The sequence below is a fragment of the Bacillus sp. VA13 genome (assembly GCF_055710085.1).
The window spans coordinates 235,880-255,136 of sequence record NZ_JBVQPP010000002.1; the positions used below are offsets into that span (position 1 = coordinate 235,880).

Sequence of the window (19,257 nt, forward strand, 5' to 3'; positions counted from 1 at the left end):
AGTCCTTTCTATCTGGTATTTCCAACTATTACTATAGCATGTTGCGGGAACTTGCAAAAACACGGACATGCAAAAGAGCAAGCCCTTTCGTTTTACGAAGAACTTGCTTGCGGTGTATCAATAAAACTGGTGAAGCAGCAATAAGGTTAAGGACACTGTAATCGCTCCCCCGATTCGGGTAGACACCTGGGCGAATGGCATTAACTCAAGCCTTTCTGCGGCGCTTAAAATGGCGACGTCTCCGGTGCCGCCTTGTCCTGAGTGGCACGCATTGATAATGGCGGTCTCAATCGGATACATGTTCAGCCACTTTCCAGTGAAGAAGCCGACGGCCATCATGGTCACAACGACAGACAGAATCGTAATGATATTGCTGAGGTTAAAGGCAGCGATAAGCTTGTCCCACGGGGTCATGGACACCCCGATCGCAAAGAGCAGCGGGTAAGTCACAGCGGTTGAAAAGAAGCGGGACACCCCAAAAGCGCCATTTTCAATTGAGGCAGGCGCCAATTTGAACAGCTTAATCAGAACAGCCAGTAACAGCATGGCAACGGGTGCCGGAAATCCAAAAAAGTCGTGAGCGAGCATGCCGACTAAATATAAAGAAACAGCAAGGATACCGCCTGAAGCAAATAAGGAAAGGTTGAACATTTGCTGTCCGCTTTGCGATTCCTCCAGCGCAGGGGACTCCTCTTCAGAGCGGTCCACTTTGCCGTTGCCTGTCCATTCCGGTTTTTTCTTTCCGATTCTGTTCAGCAATCCCGCTAGAATGATCGCGCACAGGCTGCCCAGCATGATAGACGGCAGAACAAGTGCAAACGCTTCCCCTTGAGACATGGGCATGATGTCAGAATAACCGATGGACAGCGGAATAGCGCCTTCTCCGACTCCCCCTGCCATAATAGGGATGACAATGTACAGCAATGTATGCTGAAATCCGAGCCCGAGCAAAGTGCCGACAGCCAGTCCGACAATAGCGGCTGCGACAGAACCGGCAATAAGCGGAATAAAGATTTTCATGAATGCTTTTATGAGTGTTTCTCTTTTCATGCCAAGGATGCTTCCGACGACAATCCCAGCGATAAATAAGTATAGAAAGTTTGAGTTTTCTGTAAATTCTGTGGTGGATTTGACGATATCATTAGGCAGCAGGTGATAGTAGACGACAGCGGACGGAATAAAAGTAGCTAGGATGGCCGGGCCGCCGATAGAACGAACAATCGGTACCGATTTGCCGATTTGGGCAAAGGTGAACCCGAAAAACGCCATGACGGCAATGGATGTCAAGATGTCACTTTTTACATCGTGATGCATAACAAAAACAGTGATTAATATAAACAGCAAGACATACACAGGAAGCGGTATGATGCCTACTTTTATATTCATGGCTTTCGCAAACCAATTCTCTTTTCGAACCCCTTCGTGAATTGTATCCGTTTGCAATTGCATTTGTGTTTGAAGCTCTCCCATTGAAAAACCTCCCCCTATTCTTGATGCAGTGAAATTGTTCACTACGTTAAGTATACTAAAAAATTGAAATTATTAATATATTAAAAATTTACTATTCAGCTTTTCGAATTTTCCCGGTTCAAATGGAAAGAGGCATTCTGACTAAAAACGGTCTATGACGGAGTGCCGAGAAACGGGTGTTGGTGCCGGACAAGCATTTTATTCGCAAGGAACGATGTGTTGATGTACGATAATAAAGGGTCATTTATCCTAGGAGGCCGTCATAAATCAGCAACAAAATAGACAATAATTCGTCACATAGTGTGGGGCTTTTTAGGTATTTTAGGCTTTATTTTTAAAATGAATCGTTGTAAAGTACTTAATATGAACCAGTCAGAGAATGTGTCATTTGGTCAGTCTGGCAATCTAGCATCATATTGAACGACTTATTGACACATTTGTGAAATATTGAACAATATTTTTTTCGTCTATTTTGTGAATTACTGATCAAAGTCTCGGTTCTATTTGTGAAGTAGTGAGCAAATTAACAGTTTTAACCGGAAATGGAGGAGAAAGCATGAGTGAATTGGTATTAGCCCGTATACAATTTGCATCAACAACGTTGTTTCACTTCTTGTTTGTGCCGATGTCTATCGGGCTTGTGTTTATGGTTGCGTTGATGGAGACTCTTTATCTTGTGAAGAAAAATGAGCTGTACCTCAAAATGGCAAAGTTTTGGGGGCACTTATTCTTAATAAATTTCGCAGTCGGTGTTGTAACGGGGATTTTGCAAGAATTCCAGTTTGGGTTGAACTGGTCTGATTACTCCCGTTTTGTCGGAGATGTATTTGGCGCTCCGCTTGCTATTGAAGCATTATTGGCGTTTTTCATGGAATCTATCTTTATCGGATTATGGATTTTCGGCTGGGACCGCCTGCCGAAAAAAATTCACGCTCTCTGCATTTGGCTCGTGTCATTCGGAACGATTATGTCATCTTTCTGGATTTTAACAGCGAACTCCTTTATGCAGGAGCCGGTCGGCTTTACGATCAAAAAAGGCCGCGCGGAAATGAACGACTTTGCCGCGCTGATTACAAATCCTCAGCTTTGGGTTGAATTCCCGCACGTCATTTTTGGTGCGCTTGCCACCGGGGCTTTCTTTATTGCCGGAGTGAGTGCTTTTAAACTATTGAAGAAAAAAGAAGTGCCGTTCTTTAAACAATCTTTTAAACTCGCAATGATCGTCGGCCTTTGTGCCGGTCTTGGCGTCGGCCTTAGCGGACACATGCAGGCTGAGCACTTGATGGAATCACAGCCGATGAAAATGGCTGCCAGTGAAGGACTTTGGGAAGACAGCGGCGACCCTGCTGCTTGGACGGCTTTTGCTACGATTGATACAAAAAATGAAAAAAGCTCAAACGAAATCAAAGTTCCTTATGCATTGAGCTACTTGGCTTATCAGAAATTCAGCGGAAGTGTCAAAGGGATGAAAACACTTCAGGCTGAGTACGAAAAAATATACGGAAAAGGCGACTACATTCCGCCTGTCAAAACGACTTTCTGGAGCTTCCGCATCATGGTTGGCGCAGGTGTTGTCATGATTCTTGCTGCGTTAGGCGGCCTTTGGTTAAACCGGCGCAAAAAGCTTGAAAACAGCAAATGGTATTTGCGCATTATGATCGCATTGATTTCCTTCCCGTTTCTTGCGAACTCCGCGGGCTGGATTATGACAGAAATCGGGCGTCAGCCGTGGACGGTCATGGGCTTGATGACAACTGCTCAATCCGTGTCGCCTAACGTAACGGCGGGCTCCCTGTTATTCTCAATCATCGCATTTGGTTTGATGTACTTGATTCTGGGTGCACTGCTTGTCTTCTTGTTCATCCGTGAGATTAAAAAAGGTGCGGAGCATAGTGATCATCACGATGTTCCTGTAACAACAGATCCATTTAGTCAGGAGGTATACCATGGCATCTCTTCATGATCTTTGGTTTATACTCGTTGCTGTATTGTTTGTAGGATTTTTCTTTTTGGAAGGCTTTGATTTCGGGGTCGGCATGGCGACCCGTTTTCTTGGCCATAATGAGTTAGAACGCAGAGTGCTGATCAACACGATCGGGCCGTTTTGGGACGCGAATGAAGTATGGCTTTTGACTGGTGCAGGCGCCATTTTCGCGGCATTCCCAAACTGGTATGCAACGATGCTGAGCGGTTATTACATTCCGTTTGTCATTGTGCTGCTTGCGTTAATGGGCCGCGGGGTTGCGTTTGAGTTTCGCGGCAAGGTTGATCATTTAAAATGGGTAAAGGTTTGGGACTGGGTCGTTTTCTTCGGCAGTCTGATTCCTCCATTTGTGCTTGGTGTGCTGTTCACGACATTATTCCGCGGGATGCCGATTGATGCCGATATGAACATTCACGCACATCTATCCGATTATATCAATGTATACTCTGTACTTGGCGGTGTGACTGTAACACTTCTTTGCTTCCAGCATGGATTAATGTTTATCACACTGCGTACGATTGGTGATTTGCAAAATCGCGCCCGGAAAATGGCGCAAAAGATAATGGGTGTTGTTTTTGTAGCGGTTCTTGCCTTCGCGGCCCTTTCTGCCTATCAGACAGACATGTTTACTCGCCGCGGCGAGATTACCATTCCGCTCGTTGTTTTGATTGTCATCTGCTTTATGCTCGCGGCTGTATTTATCCGTAAGAAAAAAGACGGCTGGACATTTGGGATGACAGGCGCGGGGCTGGCGCTGACTGTAGGAATGATCTTTATTTCATTATTCCCTCGGGTGATGGTCAGCTCGCTTCAAAGCGCGTACGATTTAACAGTAGCTAACGCTTCTTCCGGTGATTATTCGCTTAAAGTCATGTCAATTGCAGCATTAACGCTATTGCCGTTTGTCATCGGCAGTCAGATCTGGAGCTATTATGTCTTCCGGAAGCGCGTCAGCCATAAGGAGCCTATGACTTATTAATGGGAAAAGACCTGTTTCGATATAAAGGAATGAAGCGGATTCTCACCGTGATTACTTGTTTAACGCTGATTCAGACAGCCGCTATTATTATGCAGGCAGAGTGGCTGAGTGAAGCCGTAACCGGACTGTTCAACGGGAAGAGCATTGCCTCCCTGTTTCCGGTGATCGGCTTTTTCCTTATCGCTTTTGCCGCCCGGCACGGGGTGACGGTGGCGCGCCAGAAAATCGTCTATCAATATGCCGCCCGGACAGGGGCAGATTTGAGAAAAAGTTTTCTTGATCAGCTGTTCCGATTAGGCCCCCGCTTTGCAAAGAAAGAGGGGACGGGGCAAATGGTGACCCTAGCGATGGAAGGCATCAGCCAGTTCCGCCGCTACCTTGAGCTGTTTCTGCCGAAAATGGTCAGTATGGCGATTGTGCCTGCGGCGGTTGTCATTTATGTGTTTTTTCAGGATCGCACATCAGCCGTCATTTTAGTTGCTGCTATGCCGATTCTGATCATCTTTATGGTTCTCCTCGGCCTTGTCGCACAGAGAAAAGCGGATCGTCAGTGGAAATCCTATCAGAGACTTTCCAATCATTTTGTTGATTCTCTTCGCGGGCTGGAGACATTGCGTTTCCTAGGTTTGAGCAAGTCGCACAGCAAAAATATTTTCTATGTTAGTGAGCGGTATCGGAAAGCAACGATGAGCACGCTTCGGGTGGCATTTTTATCTTCATTCGCCCTTGATTTTTTCACGATGCTGTCGGTGGCAACAGTCGCAGTGTTTCTGGGCCTGCGCCTCATTGACGGCGATATTTTGCTTGGCCCGGCTTTAACGGCGCTTATTCTCGCACCTGAATATTTTCTGCCGGTGCGGGAAGTGGGGAATGATTATCATGCAACGCTGAACGGACAGGAAGCAGGCAAAACCATTCAAGAGATTTTGTCGCAGCCTGGTTTTAAAGAAGAGGCGCCGCTTCAGCTTGAGGCTTGGTCCGATCAGGATGAGCTGAAGCTGTCAGGTGTGTCAGTCGGCCGGTCGGTGTCCGATATTGATCTGTCATTCAAAGGCAAGAAAAAAATCGGCATCATTGGTGCAAGCGGTGCGGGAAAATCAACTTTAATTGATATCCTCGGCGGTTTTTTGGAGCCGAATGGCGGTACGATAGAGGTCAATGGTTCAGAACGGTCCCACTTGCAGGACGGCAGCTGGCAGAAAAACCTCCTTTATATCCCGCAGCATCCGTACATTTTTGATGATACACTGGCGAACAACATTCGCTTCTATCATCCAAGCGCTTCGGCTGAGGATACAGCCCGCGCAGCTGCCGCGGCGGGACTGGCGGAGCTGGTGGACAACCTTCCGGACGGATTAGAGGGACGGATCGGGGAAGGCGGCCGGGCGCTCAGCGGCGGCCAAGCTCAGCGTGTCGCGTTGGCCCGCGCCTTCTTGGGAAACCGCCCGATCCTGCTGCTGGATGAGCCGACCGCCCATCTAGATATCGAAACAGAATATGAAATAAAAGAAACGATGCTGGATTTATTTGAGGATAAGCTCGTCTTTCTCGCGACTCACCGCCTTCACTGGATGCTCGATATGGATGAAATTATCGTGCTGGACGGGGGCAGGATTGCGGAAATCGGGACTCACGATGAATTGCTGGAGAAAAACGGTGTGTACACCAAACTCGTGGAGGCACAACTGGGGGAAAGAGCATGAAGAAAGAAGAATGGATTCTGCCGTATATCAAGCAAAATGCCCGCCTGTTCGTTCTGGTTATCTTTTTGGGCGCGGTGACAATTTTTTCTGCTGCTTTTCTCATGTTCACCTCAGGGTTTTTGATCTCTAAGGCGGCGACAAGACCGGAAAACATCCTGCTTATTTATGTGCCAATTGTCGCTGTGCGCACCTTTGGGATTGCGCGATCTGTGTCACGGTATGTGGAACGCCTCGTCGGCCATCACATCATTTTGAAAATCGTGTCCGACATGCGCCTCCGCCTCTACAACATGCTTGAGCCGGGTGCCTTGATGCTGCGTTCCCGTTTTCGCACGGGGGATATGCTCGGCATTTTGTCTGAGGATATTGAGCATTTGCAGGATGCCTTCTTAAAAACGATTTTTCCTGCCATCTCGGCCTTGCTCCTGTATGCTGTTTCAGTGATTGCGCTCGGCTTCTTCTCTTGGCCGTTTGCCATATTGCTTGCGCTTTATTTGTTTGTTCTTGTTGTACTGTTTCCGGTAGTGTCTTTGCTCGTGACGAGAGCGAAGAATGCGAAGCTGAAAAGCAGACGGAATGTGCTGTACAGCCGTCTGACAGATGCTGTAATGGGTGTCAGCGACTGGATGTTCAGCGGACGCCGGCATGCGTTTATTGATTCCTATGAAAAAGAGGAACATGATTGGTTTGAGCTTGAACGGAAAAAACAATGCTTTACAAGATGGCGGGACTTTGCTGCGCAATGCCTTGTCGCCGGCCTAATTTTGCTGATGCTGTTTTGGACGGCGGGGCAGCATGCAGACGGCGAACTCGCCAAAACGATGATTGCGGCTTTTGTCCTTGTGGTGTTCCCGCTGACGGAAGCCTTTCTGCCGCTTTCAGATGCTTTGGGCGAAGTGCCTGGCTATCAGGATTCCATCAGACGCATGAACAAGGTGGCTCCTCAACCGGAGGCGTCACAAACAGAATCAGCGGCTGAAACGCTCGATCTCCATGATGTCACACTGTCATTTCGTGATGTGGCGTTTTCTTATGACAACAGCAGCCAAGTGCTGCACAACTTTTCCTTTACGTTGCGCCAAGGAGAAAAGATGGCGCTGCTCGGCCGGAGCGGGTCCGGGAAATCTACGTCGCTCGCATTAATCGAGGGCGCTTTGAAACCGGTCTCAGGATCTGTGACGTTAAACGGTGTGGAGACATCGCTGTTAAAGGATCAGATTGCTGATGCGGTGGCCGTGTTAAACCAAAAACCGCACCTGTTCGATACAAGCATTCTGAACAACATCAGGCTTGGAAACGGAGAGGCAAGTGACGAGGATGTGCGCCGCGCCGCAAAACAGGTAAAGCTGCATGACTACATTGAGTCACTGCCTGACGGATATCATACTTCTGTTCAGGAAACCGGAATTAGGTTTTCCGGAGGAGAGCGCCAGCGGATCGCACTTGCGCGGATTTTGCTGCAGGATACGCCGATCATCATCCTTGATGAGCCAACGGTCGGACTCGATCCTATTACCGAACGTGAATTGATGGAAACGGTGTTTGAGGTGTTGAAAGGAAAAACGATTCTATGGATTACGCACCACCTTGCGGGAGTGGAAGCGGCCGATAAAATCGTGTTTCTCGAAAATGGCAAAACAGAAATGGAAGGAACGCATGAAGAACTGCTGGCGGCAAACGAACGATATCGCCGGCTGTATCATCTTGACGTTCCTGTAAAATAGAAGACAGCCCCTAAGGCTGTCTTTTTTTGTTTGAAATAGTAAAGGTGCAGGAAAAATAGGAAGAGAAAGCAGAGGAGGGATAGAGATGAATATTCCAATTTGGACGGAGGAGCATGTGAGGGCCTCGCTCCCTGAAAGAGAGACGGGAAGCCATAAAGGCACGTACGGTACTGCATTGCTGCTGGCGGGAAGCGACGACATGCCGGGCGCAGCGCTTCTTGCGGGGCTTGGGGCCATGCGGAGCGGGCTCGGAAAGCTTGTCATCGGTACGTCTGAAAGCGTGATCCCGCTGATTGTTCCTGTTCTGCCGGAGGCGACCTATTGGCGTGACGGCTGGCAAAAAGCGGCTGACGCTCAGCTTGAAGAGACGTACCGGGCCATTGCCATCGGACCGGGGCTTCCGCAAACCGAAAGTGTTCAGCAGGCAGTTGATCATGTGCTTGCGGCGGATTGCCCCGTTATTTTGGATGCCGGAGCGCTGGCGAAGCGTACATATCCGAAACGGGAGGCGCCCGTCATCCTCACACCGCACCCGGGCGAGTTTTCCCGCATGACAGGGGTACCGGTGAAGGAATTGAAAAACAAAAGAGCGGAATATGCAAAGGAATGGGCGGCTCAGCTGCAGGCTGTCATTGTGTTAAAAGGGAATCAAACCGTTATCGCATTTCCCGATGGTGACTGCTGGCGCAACCCAACCGGAAACGGGGCACTCGCCAAAGGCGGAACCGGTGACACGCTGACGGGCATGATATTGGGCATGCTTTACTGCCACGAAGACCCGAAGCATGCCATATTAAACGCAGTCTATCTGCACGGTGCGTGCGCTGAGCTCTGGACGGACGAGTACTCCGCTCATACGCTGCTCGCTCACGAGCTTTCTGATGTGCTGCCTCGTGTGTGGAAGCGATTTGAATGATAAAAAGCTGTCTTCATAGAGAAGACAGCTTTTCTTGATAACTCCGTTTTTTCAGACGCGGTTTCATCAATACATAATAAAGAACAGAAGGCACGGCCAAGCCGACAATCCATGCGATATCTCCGCCTCCAAACTTTTTGGCAAGCGGTCCAATGTAAAAGGACGTATTGATAAACGGGATTTCAAGCAAGATGGACAGGACGAACGCAATCGTGGTAATCCAATTGACTTTTCCATACGGCCCGTTCACATCAAACATGGCTTTGACTTGATAGTTTCCGTGGCGGACGAAGTAGTAATCGACTAAATTGATTGCCGTCCAAGGTATTAAGAAATAACTGATGAAAAAGATAAAATTCAAAAACAGCTCCATAAAATTGCTTTGCCCGAGAAGGCTTAAGACTGTGCCGACAAGCGTGACGCCGAGGATCATGATGATTCTGACTTTGGGCGTGACTTTTAACTTCAGAAAAGGCTCAAGCGTTGTTGTTGTAGACATGAAAGCTCCATACAGGTTAAAGACATTGATCGCCATTTGCCCAAATAACACAATGATTAGCATAATAAACGAGAAGGGGCCAAACAATTGGACAATCTGGCTGCCTGAGTTTGCCGTAAAGTCAGGCAGTGCTGTCGTCAGCAAAGCGCCGAGCAGCATCATCCAGATGGAGCTGACAGATGTACCTGCATAGCTGTACCAAAATGTTTGAGAAGCCGGTGTTTTAACTGGCAGATATCTAGAATAATCGGCAACATACGGTGCGTATGCAAGCTGCCACGTTGCGACTGCGCTGACCGCCACCAAGAAAATTGGCAGATCAACCGCTCCGGGAATCCAGCTGCCTGCCGGAATCGGCAATTGGAAAATGAGTATCGTTGCAGCAAAAAATACAGCAAAAGAGGTCCAAGAAAGGATTTTTTGCATTTTGTGAATCAAATCATGGCCGAAAATGGTGAGTAAAAAACATACGGCGCTTAAGCCTATAATGCTCCATGATCCCGGGATGGGAACAAAGCTGCTTAAGGTTCCAGCCGCCAGAATCGTGCTGCTTGCGAAGAAACCAAGGTAGATAAACATAACTAAGAAGAGGGGAAGAATCGCTCCAATTACGCCGAATTGGGCACGGCTTTGAATCATTTGCGGGATGCCAAGCTGAGGGCCTTGCGCGGAATGAGACGCCATAAATATGGCACCGATTAAGGTTCCGCAAATAATAGCGGCAACACTCCAAAACAGATTAAGTCCCATTGCAACGGGAATCGTGCCAGTCACTAACGTGGTGATATGCATATTAGCCCCGAACCATACGGGAAATAAATCTTTCGCTTTACCATGTCTTTCTTCATTCGGAATATATTCAATCGTTCGCCTTTCTACTTTCAATGCATCGTCCTCCATATATAATGAAATTTTGAAATTGACATAAAAACATAGCTTAACAGACTGTACCTCGCTTTACAAATTTAGATGTTCACGAAAACCGATGAGAAGCCAGTGAAGTCAATAGATCAAAAGAATTATAAAAAAAATGAGCGCTTTAGAATCCGGTGTCGTCTCATAAGGCAGAAAAACAAAAAAGGGGGGATCGCGGCTATTGGATACACATGAAGAACACCAGCTGATTCAACAGGCGAAAGAGGGAGACGACGAGGCGTTTACAGCCCTTTTCCACTATCATTATTCTTTTTTATATAAATATTTGTTGAAGCTCTCTCTTCACCCTGATCTCAGCGAGGAACTTGTTCAGGAAACCTTTCTCAAAGGATACATTCATTTAAGAAGCTTCCAAGGCCGTTCCAAATTCTCCACGTGGCTGATCTCTATTGCGTCGAAGCTCTACCTCGATCACCAGAAAAAGAGAAAGAGAGAATGGAAACGGAATCAGGCGGTTAAGGAGGAAGCAATCAGATCAAGTGGGACGTGTCAGCGAAAGGGGAAGAATGGAGCGAAGCGCTTGATCTGTTTTCAAAGCTGGACCCTAAACTGCGCACGCCAGTTTTATTAAGGCATTACTACGGCTATACCTATGCAGAAATCGGGCTGATGCTGCAAATCAAGGAAGGCACGGTTAAGTCTAGGGTTCATAAAGGAGTGGGACGATGAATAAAGAAAAGCTTTCTATTCATTTAAAATCAGAATTGCAGAAAATTGATCAAACAGCCAATCCCTCTATACCAGATCAAAAAGAACTGATTTACCAGCTATTACAAATGAAAGCTGAACGCAGAAAAAAACTGCTGAAAGAGATCATCTTATTTGTATTCTGCGCGCTGATGGTTGTGAGTGCGGCAATCCTGACATTCACTCAAGCTCCCGCTGTATTTATCGTAATTCAGGTTTGTGTGTTTGCGGTGCTGCCGATTTTGATTGCGGCTGAGAAAAAAAGACATCTTGGTGAATGGGAGGTGGAGCGCCGATGACACAATCAGAAATTGTCGTGGCGGTGGTTGCTTATCTCATCGTATTGGCGCAGGGAATCTTTTTATTTATTGATGCGAAAAAACGAGATCGTTTGGCATGGGTATGGGGAATTGTCGGACTGATTCAAGCACCGATTCCTCTGGTTTGCTATTACTTTTTTGTTATTAGGCCGGACCGGAAGAAAAGGGGGATCAAGCAATGAATATTTCTTGGGAAATGATTTTGCCGCTAATTGTATTGCAGCTTGTGCTGGCGGTGTTCGCTCTCATCAGCTGTATAAAGGAAGAGCGGACAAACGGGCCAAAGTGGATGTGGGCTGCAATTATTGTATGTATCAATATTATCGGGCCGATTTTATTTTTTACCGTCGGCAGAAAGCAAAGGTGAGAGGGCATGCTGTCTATTGAGTCATTATGCAAATCGTATCGGCATCATCAAGCTGTAAAGAATGTCAGTTTTCACGTGAATGAAAACGAGTGTGTTGCACTATTAGGTCCCAATGGAGCCGGTAAAACCACAACGCTGCAAATGCTGGCCGGGCTGCTTTCGCCAACCTCTGGAACCATCAAGCTGTTAGGGGAGAAAAAACCCGACCGGCGTTTGATTGGGTACCTCCCGCAGTATTCTGCTTTTTATTCGTGGATGACCGCAAATGAATTTTTAACCTTTGCCGGGAGACTGTCCGGGCTTTCGAAGAAAAAATGCCAAGAGGAAATCGGTGGGATGCTTGAATTCGTCGGCTTGCAGGAATCCGCGCACAAAAGAATCGGCGGCTATTCAGGCGGCATGAAGCAAAGACTCGGGCTGGCACAGGCGCTGCTCCATAAACCGAAGCTGTTGATATTGGATGAACCGGTGTCTGCTCTTGATCCATCAGGACGGTTCGAGGTGCTGGACATGATGCAGGAGCTGAAGAAGCATATGGCTGTCCTGTTTTCTACACATGTTTTGCACGATGCGGAGCAGGTATGTGATCAGGTGTTGATCATGAAAAACGGGGAGATTTCATGGAAAGGCGAATTACAGCAGCTGAAGAAACAGCATCAAACGAACGTTTTCACCCTTACAGTGAAAGAGAAGCTGAAGGGCTGGCTTGAAGAGAAGCCTTACGTCTCAACTATTGTCTATATGAATCCGTCTCAAGCTGTTTTCGAGCTGCCTGATATACAGGCTGGCCGGACATTGCTGAGTGATTGTATCCGAACGGGCTTGACTGTCACCATTTTGAACAGAAAACGGAGTCGCTTGAAGACGTCTATCTAAAGGTGGTGCACGCATGAAGGTGATGATAACGCTATTGCAGAAAGAATGGCTCGATGGGTGGAAAAGCGGCAAGCTGATCTGGCTGCCGATCGCAATGATGATTGTCGGGTTGACACAGCCGCTGACCATTTATTATATGCCGGAAATCATTGAACACGGAGGAAACCTTCCTGACGGCATGAAAATCAGTTTTACGATGCCTTCTGGGTCTGAAGTGATGGTCAGCACGCTTTCTCAATTCAACACGCTTGGCATGGCTCTGGTCATCTTCAGCGTCATGGGCAGCGTGGCGAATGAAAGAAATCAAGGCGTAACGTCGCTGATCATGTCACGGCCTGTGACGGCAGCCCATTATATCGTGAGCAAATGGCTCACCCAAAGCGTGATCGGCATTGCGTCATTTGCAGCTGGATACGGGCTTGCTTATTATTACGTCCGGCTGCTGTTTGAGGACACATCATTCAGCCGTTTTGCCGTAAGTCTTGGCCTCTACGCTCTTTGGATCATGTTTATTGTGACAGCCGGCCTTGCCGGAAGCACGATGTTTCGGTCTCTCGGAGCAGCCGCGGCTGTCGGAATCGGGCTGACAGCTGCAGTTTCCTTTGCTGTTTCGCTATTTCCTGATGGTGCGAAATGGCTTCCGGATGCGCTTTGCAAGCAGGCGGAGCATATCCTTCTTCATGGAGAGCGGGCGGATTTTTTCGGATGGTCGCTCACATTCTCCATTTTGTGCATCGTGCTTCTGGCCATGTTTTCAGTATGGCGCTTCCGGCGGTATGAAAGCTATTAATTGATCATGTTGCGCTTTTGCACAAGCATTACAAGAAAGGCGGCAAATGCCAGCGACCCGGCTCCATAAAAAACCTCGGACAGCCCGAAAAGCTGTGCGGTTTTTCCTGCAAGAAGGGGACCGAGGAAGATACCCAGCGCATAAAACGATTGATAAAACCCCATAACCGACATTTTCAAACGGGCAGAACTGATATCGACGACAAGGCTTAGCAGCAGAGGAAATACGAAACCGAGCGCCAGCCCGATGCAGGCGTGTGTGATGCAAACTGTGAACAATGTAGCTGAAAAAGGAACGAATAGCAAACAGACTCCTGTGACAGCAAAACTGATGAGCATCACCGAGTAAGCGATTTGGCTTGTGAAACGCAGAAACACGAAGCTTAATGTGGCGGCTGCGTGAGGGAGGAAAAAGGCGCTCATCACCCAAAGCAGCTCCGCGTCGCCCATTCCGAGCTGATTAATGAAAAGCGGCGTAAATCCAAACACTGTCATAAATAATACCGCATGGGCCGTCATGGATAGAATGGTGAAAAGCTTCAGCTTCGGCAGCTGGAATGTGTCTTTGATGTATTGCGGCACACGGATTGTATCACGGTTCGCGGGAGGAGCCGACGGATCTTTAATAAAACAGCAGATCACCAGACCGGCGGCAGAGGCTGCGAGCGCCATCCAAAATGGAACCTGCCTGCCTAAGTGGGCTGCCGCAAGCCCGCAGAACACAATACTGACAAACTGAGGCATGACGGTGAAAAACTGCATGATGCCCATTGCTTTTGATGCATTGTCATTGTTGAAATAATGCGCGTATAAAATGGTCGCCATTACCCACATGGAAGCGGTTATCCCTGCAAACAGCCGGGCGGCCAGCACGAAGAAGAAAGAATCAAACATCAGAAAAAGCAGGCTGCTGAGGACAGAAAACCCAAACCCGGCAATTAACAATTGCTTGCGCAGAGAAAACAGAATGTCTGACAGAAGGCCGAGCGGGAATCGCAGAAGGATTTGCGTAACGCCGTAGCTGCCGAGAATGATGCCGATTGCGCCGTATGAAAAGTGCAGATCCTCCAAATACAGGCTGAATACAGGAACATAAATATAACCTGAGAACCAAAAACAAAATACCATGCATAAAAAAACGGCGTGATCTAAAGCGCCGATTGTTTTTTTCTGAGGAATCATGTCCTGCTGTAATTCCATCGTTTCTCTCCACCCCTTTCCTTCCAGTACAACACAATTGCTGAAAGCGTTTCAATAGAAAAATAAAAAACAGGACTTCAAAAAAGCCCTGTTTGTTGTTTTTAATACGGATCAGACGGATGGCTTTCCTGTTCAGCCTGCTTTGCAGCCTGTTCAGTCTCTGTTGTGCCGATCGGTCCGTTGCTGTTGTTTTCTGAGACTTTTTTCAGGCCTTCCGCCACGCGTTTTCCGTAGTCCGGATCAGCTTTTGTGAAATTTTCAATCATCTGATCCTGGATTTCTTTTCGGCATGTAGAAAGCGTATTAACTAGATTCGTGATCAATTCGTTCCGTTCAAATTCGGTAAATCTCCGGTACGTTTCTCCGGCCTGTCCGAAGTTGTTCGTTCTGTCGATCGCTTCACGTTTTACATCACCTTCGACATGCGGCGTATGATCTTTTCCATCCTGCTTCGCTTCCTTTAGCCCGCCCATAATCGATGGCTCATAGTTGACGTGCGGATTTTGGCCTTCTGCTCTATCGACCCGATATTGCATTTGCCCGCCTTCCTGGTTGGTGGCAACATGCTTTTTCGGCGAGTTGATCGGAAGCTGCAGGTAATTTGCACCTACACGGTAGCGCTGCGTATCTGAGTAGGCAAACGTCCGTCCCTGAAGCAGCTTGTCATCTGAGAAATCAAGTCCGTCAACAAGCACTCCCGTTCCGAATGAAGCTTGTTCCACTTCTGCATGGTAGTTTTCCGGGTTTTTGTTAAGCACCAATTTGCCGATCGGTTTCCATGGGAAATCGTCTTTATACCACAGCTTTGTCGGATCGAGTGGATCAAAGTCCAGTTCAGGATGCTCATCATCGCTCATGATTTGAGCATACACTTCCCATTCCGGATAATCTCCATTTTCAATCGCTTCATACAAATCCTGTGTAGCATGGTTAAAGTTTTTCCCTTGAATCTCTTCCGCTTCCTTCTGTGTCAGGTTGCGGATGCCCTGCTTCGGTTCGAAATGATATTTCACGAGAACGGCTTTGCCTTCCTCATTCACCCATTTATAGGCGTGTACGCCCGAACCCTGCATTTGCCGGTAGTTGGCTGGGATGCCCCAAGGCGAAAACAAGAAGGTGATCATATGTGTCGCTTCAGGAGACTGAGAAATGAAGTCGAAAATACGTTCACCATCTTGGATGTTGGTCACTGGGTCAGGCTGAAACGCGTGCACAAGATCCGGAAATTTAAGCGGGTCGCGGATAAAAAAGATTTTCAGATTGTTCCCGACTAAATCCCAGTTTCCGTCTTCGGTATAAAGCTTAAGGGCAAAACCGCGCGGGTCTCTCAATGTTTCTGGTGAATGTTTTCCATGATTTACCGTAGAAAAACGGACAAATGCCGGCGTTTTCTTGCCTTTTTCCTGAAAAAGCTTGGCCCGGGTGTACTTTGAAATCGGCTCGTCTCCAAAGCTTCCGTAAGCTTCAAAATACCCGTGTGCACCCGCTCCTCTGGCATGAACAACCCGCTCAGGGATGCGTTCACGGTCAAAGTGGCTGATTTTTTCGAGAAAATCGTAGTTCTCAAGTGTTGTAGGTCCTCTGTTCCCGACAGTTCTCACATTTTGGTTGTCAGTGACAGGGTGCCCCTGTCTATTCGTTAAGGTATCCTCTGATTCGTTTTCCCCGGATGTCTTATGAGAAAGCGCATCCTCGCTGCTTTGGGCATTTGTTCCGTGATGTTTGTTTTGATGATTATCTTTCATTGGTTGACCCTCCTTTTTAGAACGGTAATAATATTCCCTTAATGGAAAGATTTTAAAACAGCCGTTTTTTTTTATCGGGGTCGGGAATGGTACAATGTACAAAAATCGGTAAAAGGAGAGGTCGATTCGTGACGAGAGAAACAAATCCGCTGCCCATCACGTTTTACCAAAGAACCGCCCTTGAGCTTGCCCCGGCGCTTCTCGGCTGCCTTCTGGTAAAAGAAACAGACGAAGGCACAGCGTCAGGCTATATTGTGGAAACAGAAGCCTATATGGGCGCCGGAGACAGAGCGGCCCACAGCTTTAATAACCGCCGGACGAAACGGACTGAGATTATGTTTGCAGAAGCTGGGCGGGTGTATACATACGTGATGCACACCCATACATTGCTGAATGTCGTTGCCGCAGAAGCAGATGTCCCGCAAGCGGTCTTAATCAGGGCCATTGAGCCTCATGAAGGCCAGCTGTTAATGGAGGAGAGGAGGACGGGCCGGCATCCGAGGGAATGGACAAACGGGCCCGGAAAGCTGACGAAAGCGCTTGGCGTCACGATGAATGACTACGGACGCTGGATCACGGAACAGCCGCTTTACATCGAAGGCGGGTATACACCGGAAGAAATTTCAACCGGCCCGCGTATCGGCATCGACAACAGCGGAGAGGCGCGCGATTATCCGTGGCGTTTCTGGGTGACGGGAAACAGGTACGTGTCGCGGTAGCATGTTTAAGCAAAAGGCAATCAGGGGAATGGTTGAGAAAAAAGAAGGGAGAATCGGAGCTTTGAAAAAGATGATCAAAACCGTTATCAAATGGGCGCCGGTCATTTACCCGATTGTGCGAAAAATCATGAAGGATCGCAAGGCGTCTAAACGAAAGAATATGTCCGCATCCCGAACAGCCGGCTGACCCCGGCTGTTTTTTATAGGTCAGTTTTCCCTCCAGGCCTCCCGATGTTCATTGACTTGCCATTCCCGCCATTATAGAATTTATATACATTTCGCATTCCTTCATCATCCTTTCTGCCTATTCACTTATCCCTGCATCTACTTGATAGGAGGTTTTTCTCATGCTTCATGGGCGACTTCGTGATATTCTGCGCTTGCTGATGGCGGCTGAAGCCCCGGTGACAAGCTCGTTTTTTGCCGCGCAATTAAATGTGACGACGCGGACGGTCCGCAATGATATAAAGGAACTGCAAGGTGCGCTAAGCGGCTATGGCGCCTATGTCCAATCGGTAAGAGGCTCAGGTTACAAACTCCGCATTCATGACGAGCAGACATTCAGAACGCTGCTGCAAGATGTGTTTCAGCAAAAAAAAAGCCTGCCGGTATTGCCGGAGGAGAGAATGGCCTATCTCACGAAACGGCTGCTGCTGGCGGAGCATTACCTCAAGCTCGATGAACTGGCTGAAGAACTATTTATCTCAAAATCTACACTCCAAACGGATTTAAAAGAAGTAAAGAAACGGTTGCTGCCGTACCGCATCGTCATGGAAACACGCCCAAATTACGGCTTCAAGCTGCGCGGGGACGAGGTGCAGATGAGGTACTGTATGGCGGAGTACATTGTCGATGAAAGAGAAATGGAGATTGATATTCTGAATGAAAAGGCTGATATTTTGCCAAATGAAGAAATCGAGATCATCCGTTCCGCCATCCTGAAAAAAATGAAAAACGACCGCATCCCTCTGTCCAACTTGGGACTGAATAACCTCATCATCCATATCGCCATTGCCTGTAAACGGATCAGAACGGAAAACTATGTATCTCTTTTCCCGGAAGATATGGATCACATCCTGCATCAAAAAGAATATCAGGCTGCCGAAGCCATTGTAAAAGAGCTGGAATCAGCACTTGCCGTTACATTTCCGAAAGACGAGACGGCCTATATTGCCATGCATCTCCTTGGCACAAAACGAATGACACAACCACAATGCGGGGAGGACACATTTTCAATAGACGAGGAAACTGATCAGCTGACATTTGCGATGATTGAAGCCGTTGATCGCGAAATGAAGCTCGGCATCCTGCATGACAAAGAGCTGAAAATCGGCTTGGCGCTACATGTGAAGCCGGCGGTCAGCCGCAACCGATACGGCATGAACCTTCGAAATCCGATGCTGGCAGCGATCAAGGAACATTATCCTCTCGCTTTTGAAGCCGGGATCATTGCGGGGATGGTCATAAAGGAACAGACGGGCATCGATATTCATGAAAACGAAATTGGGTATCTGGCTCTCCACTTTGGCGCTGCGATTGAACGGAAAAAAACAGAAAGCCCGCCGAAACGCTGTATCATTGTGTGCGCATCAGGTGCCGGAAGCGCCCAGCTACTGCGTGAAAAACTCCGCTCCCATTTCGGCAAGCGGCTCGATATTCTTGGAACGGCTGAGTATTACAGTCTTGACCAAATGTCCTATGAATCCATTGATTTTGTCATCAGCACCATCCCGATCAAAAAAGAGCTCCCTGTACCAGTGCTAAAGGTCAACACACTCTTAGGCGGGACTGACTTTACAAAAATCGAATCCATTCTGAGTGATGAAAAAGAAAAAGCCGCCCGCTATCTGAAAAAAGAACTCGTTTTTTTCCAGGAGGATCTGCGCTCAAAAGAAGAAGTGATTCAATTTTTAGGGCAGAAAGCGGTTGATTGCGGCTATGCCGACAAAGAAATCATAGATTCCATTTTTGAAAGAGAAGACATGTCGCCAACGTGCTTTGGCAATCTGGTTGCCATCCCGCATCCGCTCGTTCCGCAGACAAAAACAACGTTTTGGGCCGTCTGTACGCTCAAAAAACCGATAGATTGGGAGGACCAGCGTGTTCAATTTGTCTGTTTGCTTTGTGTCGAAAAGGAGAACAAAGCGGATTTGCAAAGCATGTATAAACTGCTTGGCAGCATTTTGGATGACCCGGCAGCGGTGAACCAGCTGATCAAATGCCGTTCATATCAAGAGCTTTCGGACGTGTTTGACCAAAAAATGCTGAGCTGACAGCCTGTATATACCTTTTTTCCGTTTCCTGCGGAAAAACCTTGAGTGTTTATGAAAGCGATTTCATAAT

At 47.7% G+C, this 19,257-nt stretch carries 16 protein-coding genes and 2 pseudogenes; 14 read left to right on the plus strand and 4 right to left on the minus strand.

Annotation, left to right across the window (positions count from 1 at the left end):
* Positions 1-117 precede the first annotated feature (117 nt).
* Complete coding sequence (gene cimH, locus AC0C66_RS09410) at positions 118-1,470, minus strand: citrate/malate transporter CimH (RefSeq protein ID WP_014115675.1); 1,353 nt, start codon at positions 1,468-1,470, stop codon at positions 118-120.
* 556 nt (positions 1,471-2,026) lie between these two features.
* On the opposite strand from cimH, the gene cydA reads away from it, so the two are divergent.
* The 5 genes from cydA (at position 2,027) to AC0C66_RS09435 (ending at position 8,776) form a co-directional block, all read left to right on the plus strand.
* Positions 2,027-3,433 carry a cytochrome ubiquinol oxidase subunit I gene (gene cydA, locus AC0C66_RS09415; RefSeq protein ID WP_472973544.1) on the plus strand — a complete coding sequence of 469 codons (1,407 nt, stop codon included), beginning with the start codon at positions 2,027-2,029 and terminating at the stop codon, positions 3,431-3,433.
* A complete protein-coding gene (gene cydB / locus AC0C66_RS09420) occupies positions 3,417-4,433 on the plus strand; it encodes a cytochrome d ubiquinol oxidase subunit II (RefSeq protein ID WP_014115673.1) in 1,017 nt (338 codons plus the stop codon). The genes cydA and cydB overlap by 17 nt, the downstream gene beginning before the upstream one ends.
* Positions 4,433-6,136 (plus strand): thiol reductant ABC exporter subunit CydD, encoded by a 1,704-nt coding sequence (gene cydD, locus AC0C66_RS09425; RefSeq protein ID WP_472962360.1) that lies wholly within the window; start codon positions 4,433-4,435, stop codon positions 6,134-6,136. The genes cydB and cydD overlap by 1 nt, the downstream gene beginning before the upstream one ends.
* A complete protein-coding gene (gene cydC, locus AC0C66_RS09430) occupies positions 6,133-7,860 on the plus strand; it encodes a thiol reductant ABC exporter subunit CydC (protein ID WP_472973545.1) in 1,728 nt (575 codons plus the stop codon). Before cydD ends, cydC begins: the two co-directional genes overlap by 4 nt.
* Before the next feature lie 85 nt (positions 7,861-7,945).
* On the plus strand, positions 7,946-8,776 hold the full coding sequence (locus tag AC0C66_RS09435; RefSeq protein WP_090556911.1) for an NAD(P)H-hydrate dehydratase: 831 nt from the start codon (positions 7,946-7,948) through the stop codon (positions 8,774-8,776).
* Between the two features lie 13 nt (positions 8,777-8,789).
* On the opposite strand, the gene AC0C66_RS09440 is transcribed toward AC0C66_RS09435, so the two are convergent.
* On the minus strand, positions 8,790-10,160 hold the full coding sequence (locus AC0C66_RS09440; protein WP_472973546.1) for a cytosine permease: 1,371 nt from the start codon (positions 10,158-10,160) through the stop codon (positions 8,790-8,792).
* A gap of 211 nt (positions 10,161-10,371) precedes the next feature.
* Here AC0C66_RS09440 and sigY point away from each other — a divergent pair.
* The 6 genes and pseudogenes from sigY to AC0C66_RS09470 all read left to right on the plus strand — a co-directional run bounded on the left by sigY (position 10,372) and on the right by AC0C66_RS09470 (position 13,251).
* A pseudogene (gene sigY, locus AC0C66_RS09445) lies at positions 10,372-10,880 on the plus strand (RNA polymerase sigma factor SigY).
* Positions 10,877-11,197 (plus strand): YxlC family protein, encoded by a 321-nt coding sequence (locus tag AC0C66_RS09450; protein ID WP_072183107.1) that lies wholly within the window; start codon positions 10,877-10,879, stop codon positions 11,195-11,197. Before sigY ends, AC0C66_RS09450 begins: the two are co-directional and overlap by 4 nt.
* Positions 11,194-11,400 carry a sigma Y negative regulator YxlD gene (gene yxlD, locus AC0C66_RS09455; protein WP_014115666.1) on the plus strand — a complete coding sequence of 69 codons (207 nt, stop codon included), beginning with the start codon at positions 11,194-11,196 and terminating at the stop codon, positions 11,398-11,400. Before AC0C66_RS09450 ends, yxlD begins: the two co-directional genes overlap by 4 nt.
* Positions 11,397-11,585 carry a sigma Y negative regulator YxlE gene (gene yxlE, locus AC0C66_RS09460; RefSeq protein ID WP_003218770.1) on the plus strand — a complete coding sequence of 63 codons (189 nt, stop codon included), beginning with the start codon at positions 11,397-11,399 and terminating at the stop codon, positions 11,583-11,585. Before yxlD ends, yxlE begins: the two co-directional genes overlap by 4 nt.
* Before the next feature lie 6 nt (positions 11,586-11,591).
* A pseudogene (locus tag AC0C66_RS09465) lies at positions 11,592-12,478 on the plus strand (ABC transporter ATP-binding protein).
* On the plus strand, positions 12,475-13,251 hold the full coding sequence (locus AC0C66_RS09470) for an ABC transporter permease (protein ID WP_090556913.1): 777 nt from the start codon (positions 12,475-12,477) through the stop codon (positions 13,249-13,251). Before AC0C66_RS09465 ends, AC0C66_RS09470 begins: the two are co-directional and overlap by 4 nt.
* Here AC0C66_RS09470 and AC0C66_RS09475 read toward each other — a convergent pair.
* Positions 13,248-14,450, minus strand: coding sequence for an MFS transporter (locus tag AC0C66_RS09475; protein ID WP_072182080.1), 1,203 nt, complete (start codon positions 14,448-14,450; stop codon positions 13,248-13,250). The two genes, AC0C66_RS09470 and AC0C66_RS09475, sit on opposite strands and share 4 nt — an antisense overlap.
* 101 nt (positions 14,451-14,551) lie before the next feature.
* Positions 14,552-16,195 (minus strand): catalase KatX, encoded by a 1,644-nt coding sequence (gene katX / locus AC0C66_RS09480; protein ID WP_072182081.1) that lies wholly within the window; start codon positions 16,193-16,195, stop codon positions 14,552-14,554.
* A gap of 128 nt (positions 16,196-16,323) precedes the next feature.
* On the opposite strand from katX, the gene AC0C66_RS09485 reads away from it, so the two are divergent.
* From AC0C66_RS09485 to licR, 3 genes are all read left to right on the plus strand, one after another.
* Positions 16,324-16,914: a DNA-3-methyladenine glycosylase gene (locus AC0C66_RS09485; RefSeq protein ID WP_072182082.1), complete on the plus strand. Its 591-nt coding sequence runs from the start codon at positions 16,324-16,326 to the stop codon at positions 16,912-16,914.
* Positions 16,915-16,942: 28 nt separating this feature from the next.
* Positions 16,943-17,101, plus strand: coding sequence for a hypothetical protein (locus tag AC0C66_RS09490; RefSeq protein ID WP_061186616.1), 159 nt, complete (start codon positions 16,943-16,945; stop codon positions 17,099-17,101).
* Between the two features lie 160 nt (positions 17,102-17,261).
* Entirely contained in the window at positions 17,262-19,187 is a 1,926-nt protein-coding gene (gene licR, locus AC0C66_RS09495) for a transcriptional regulator LicR (protein WP_472962351.1), read from the plus strand.
* Positions 19,188-19,257 lie beyond the last annotated feature (70 nt).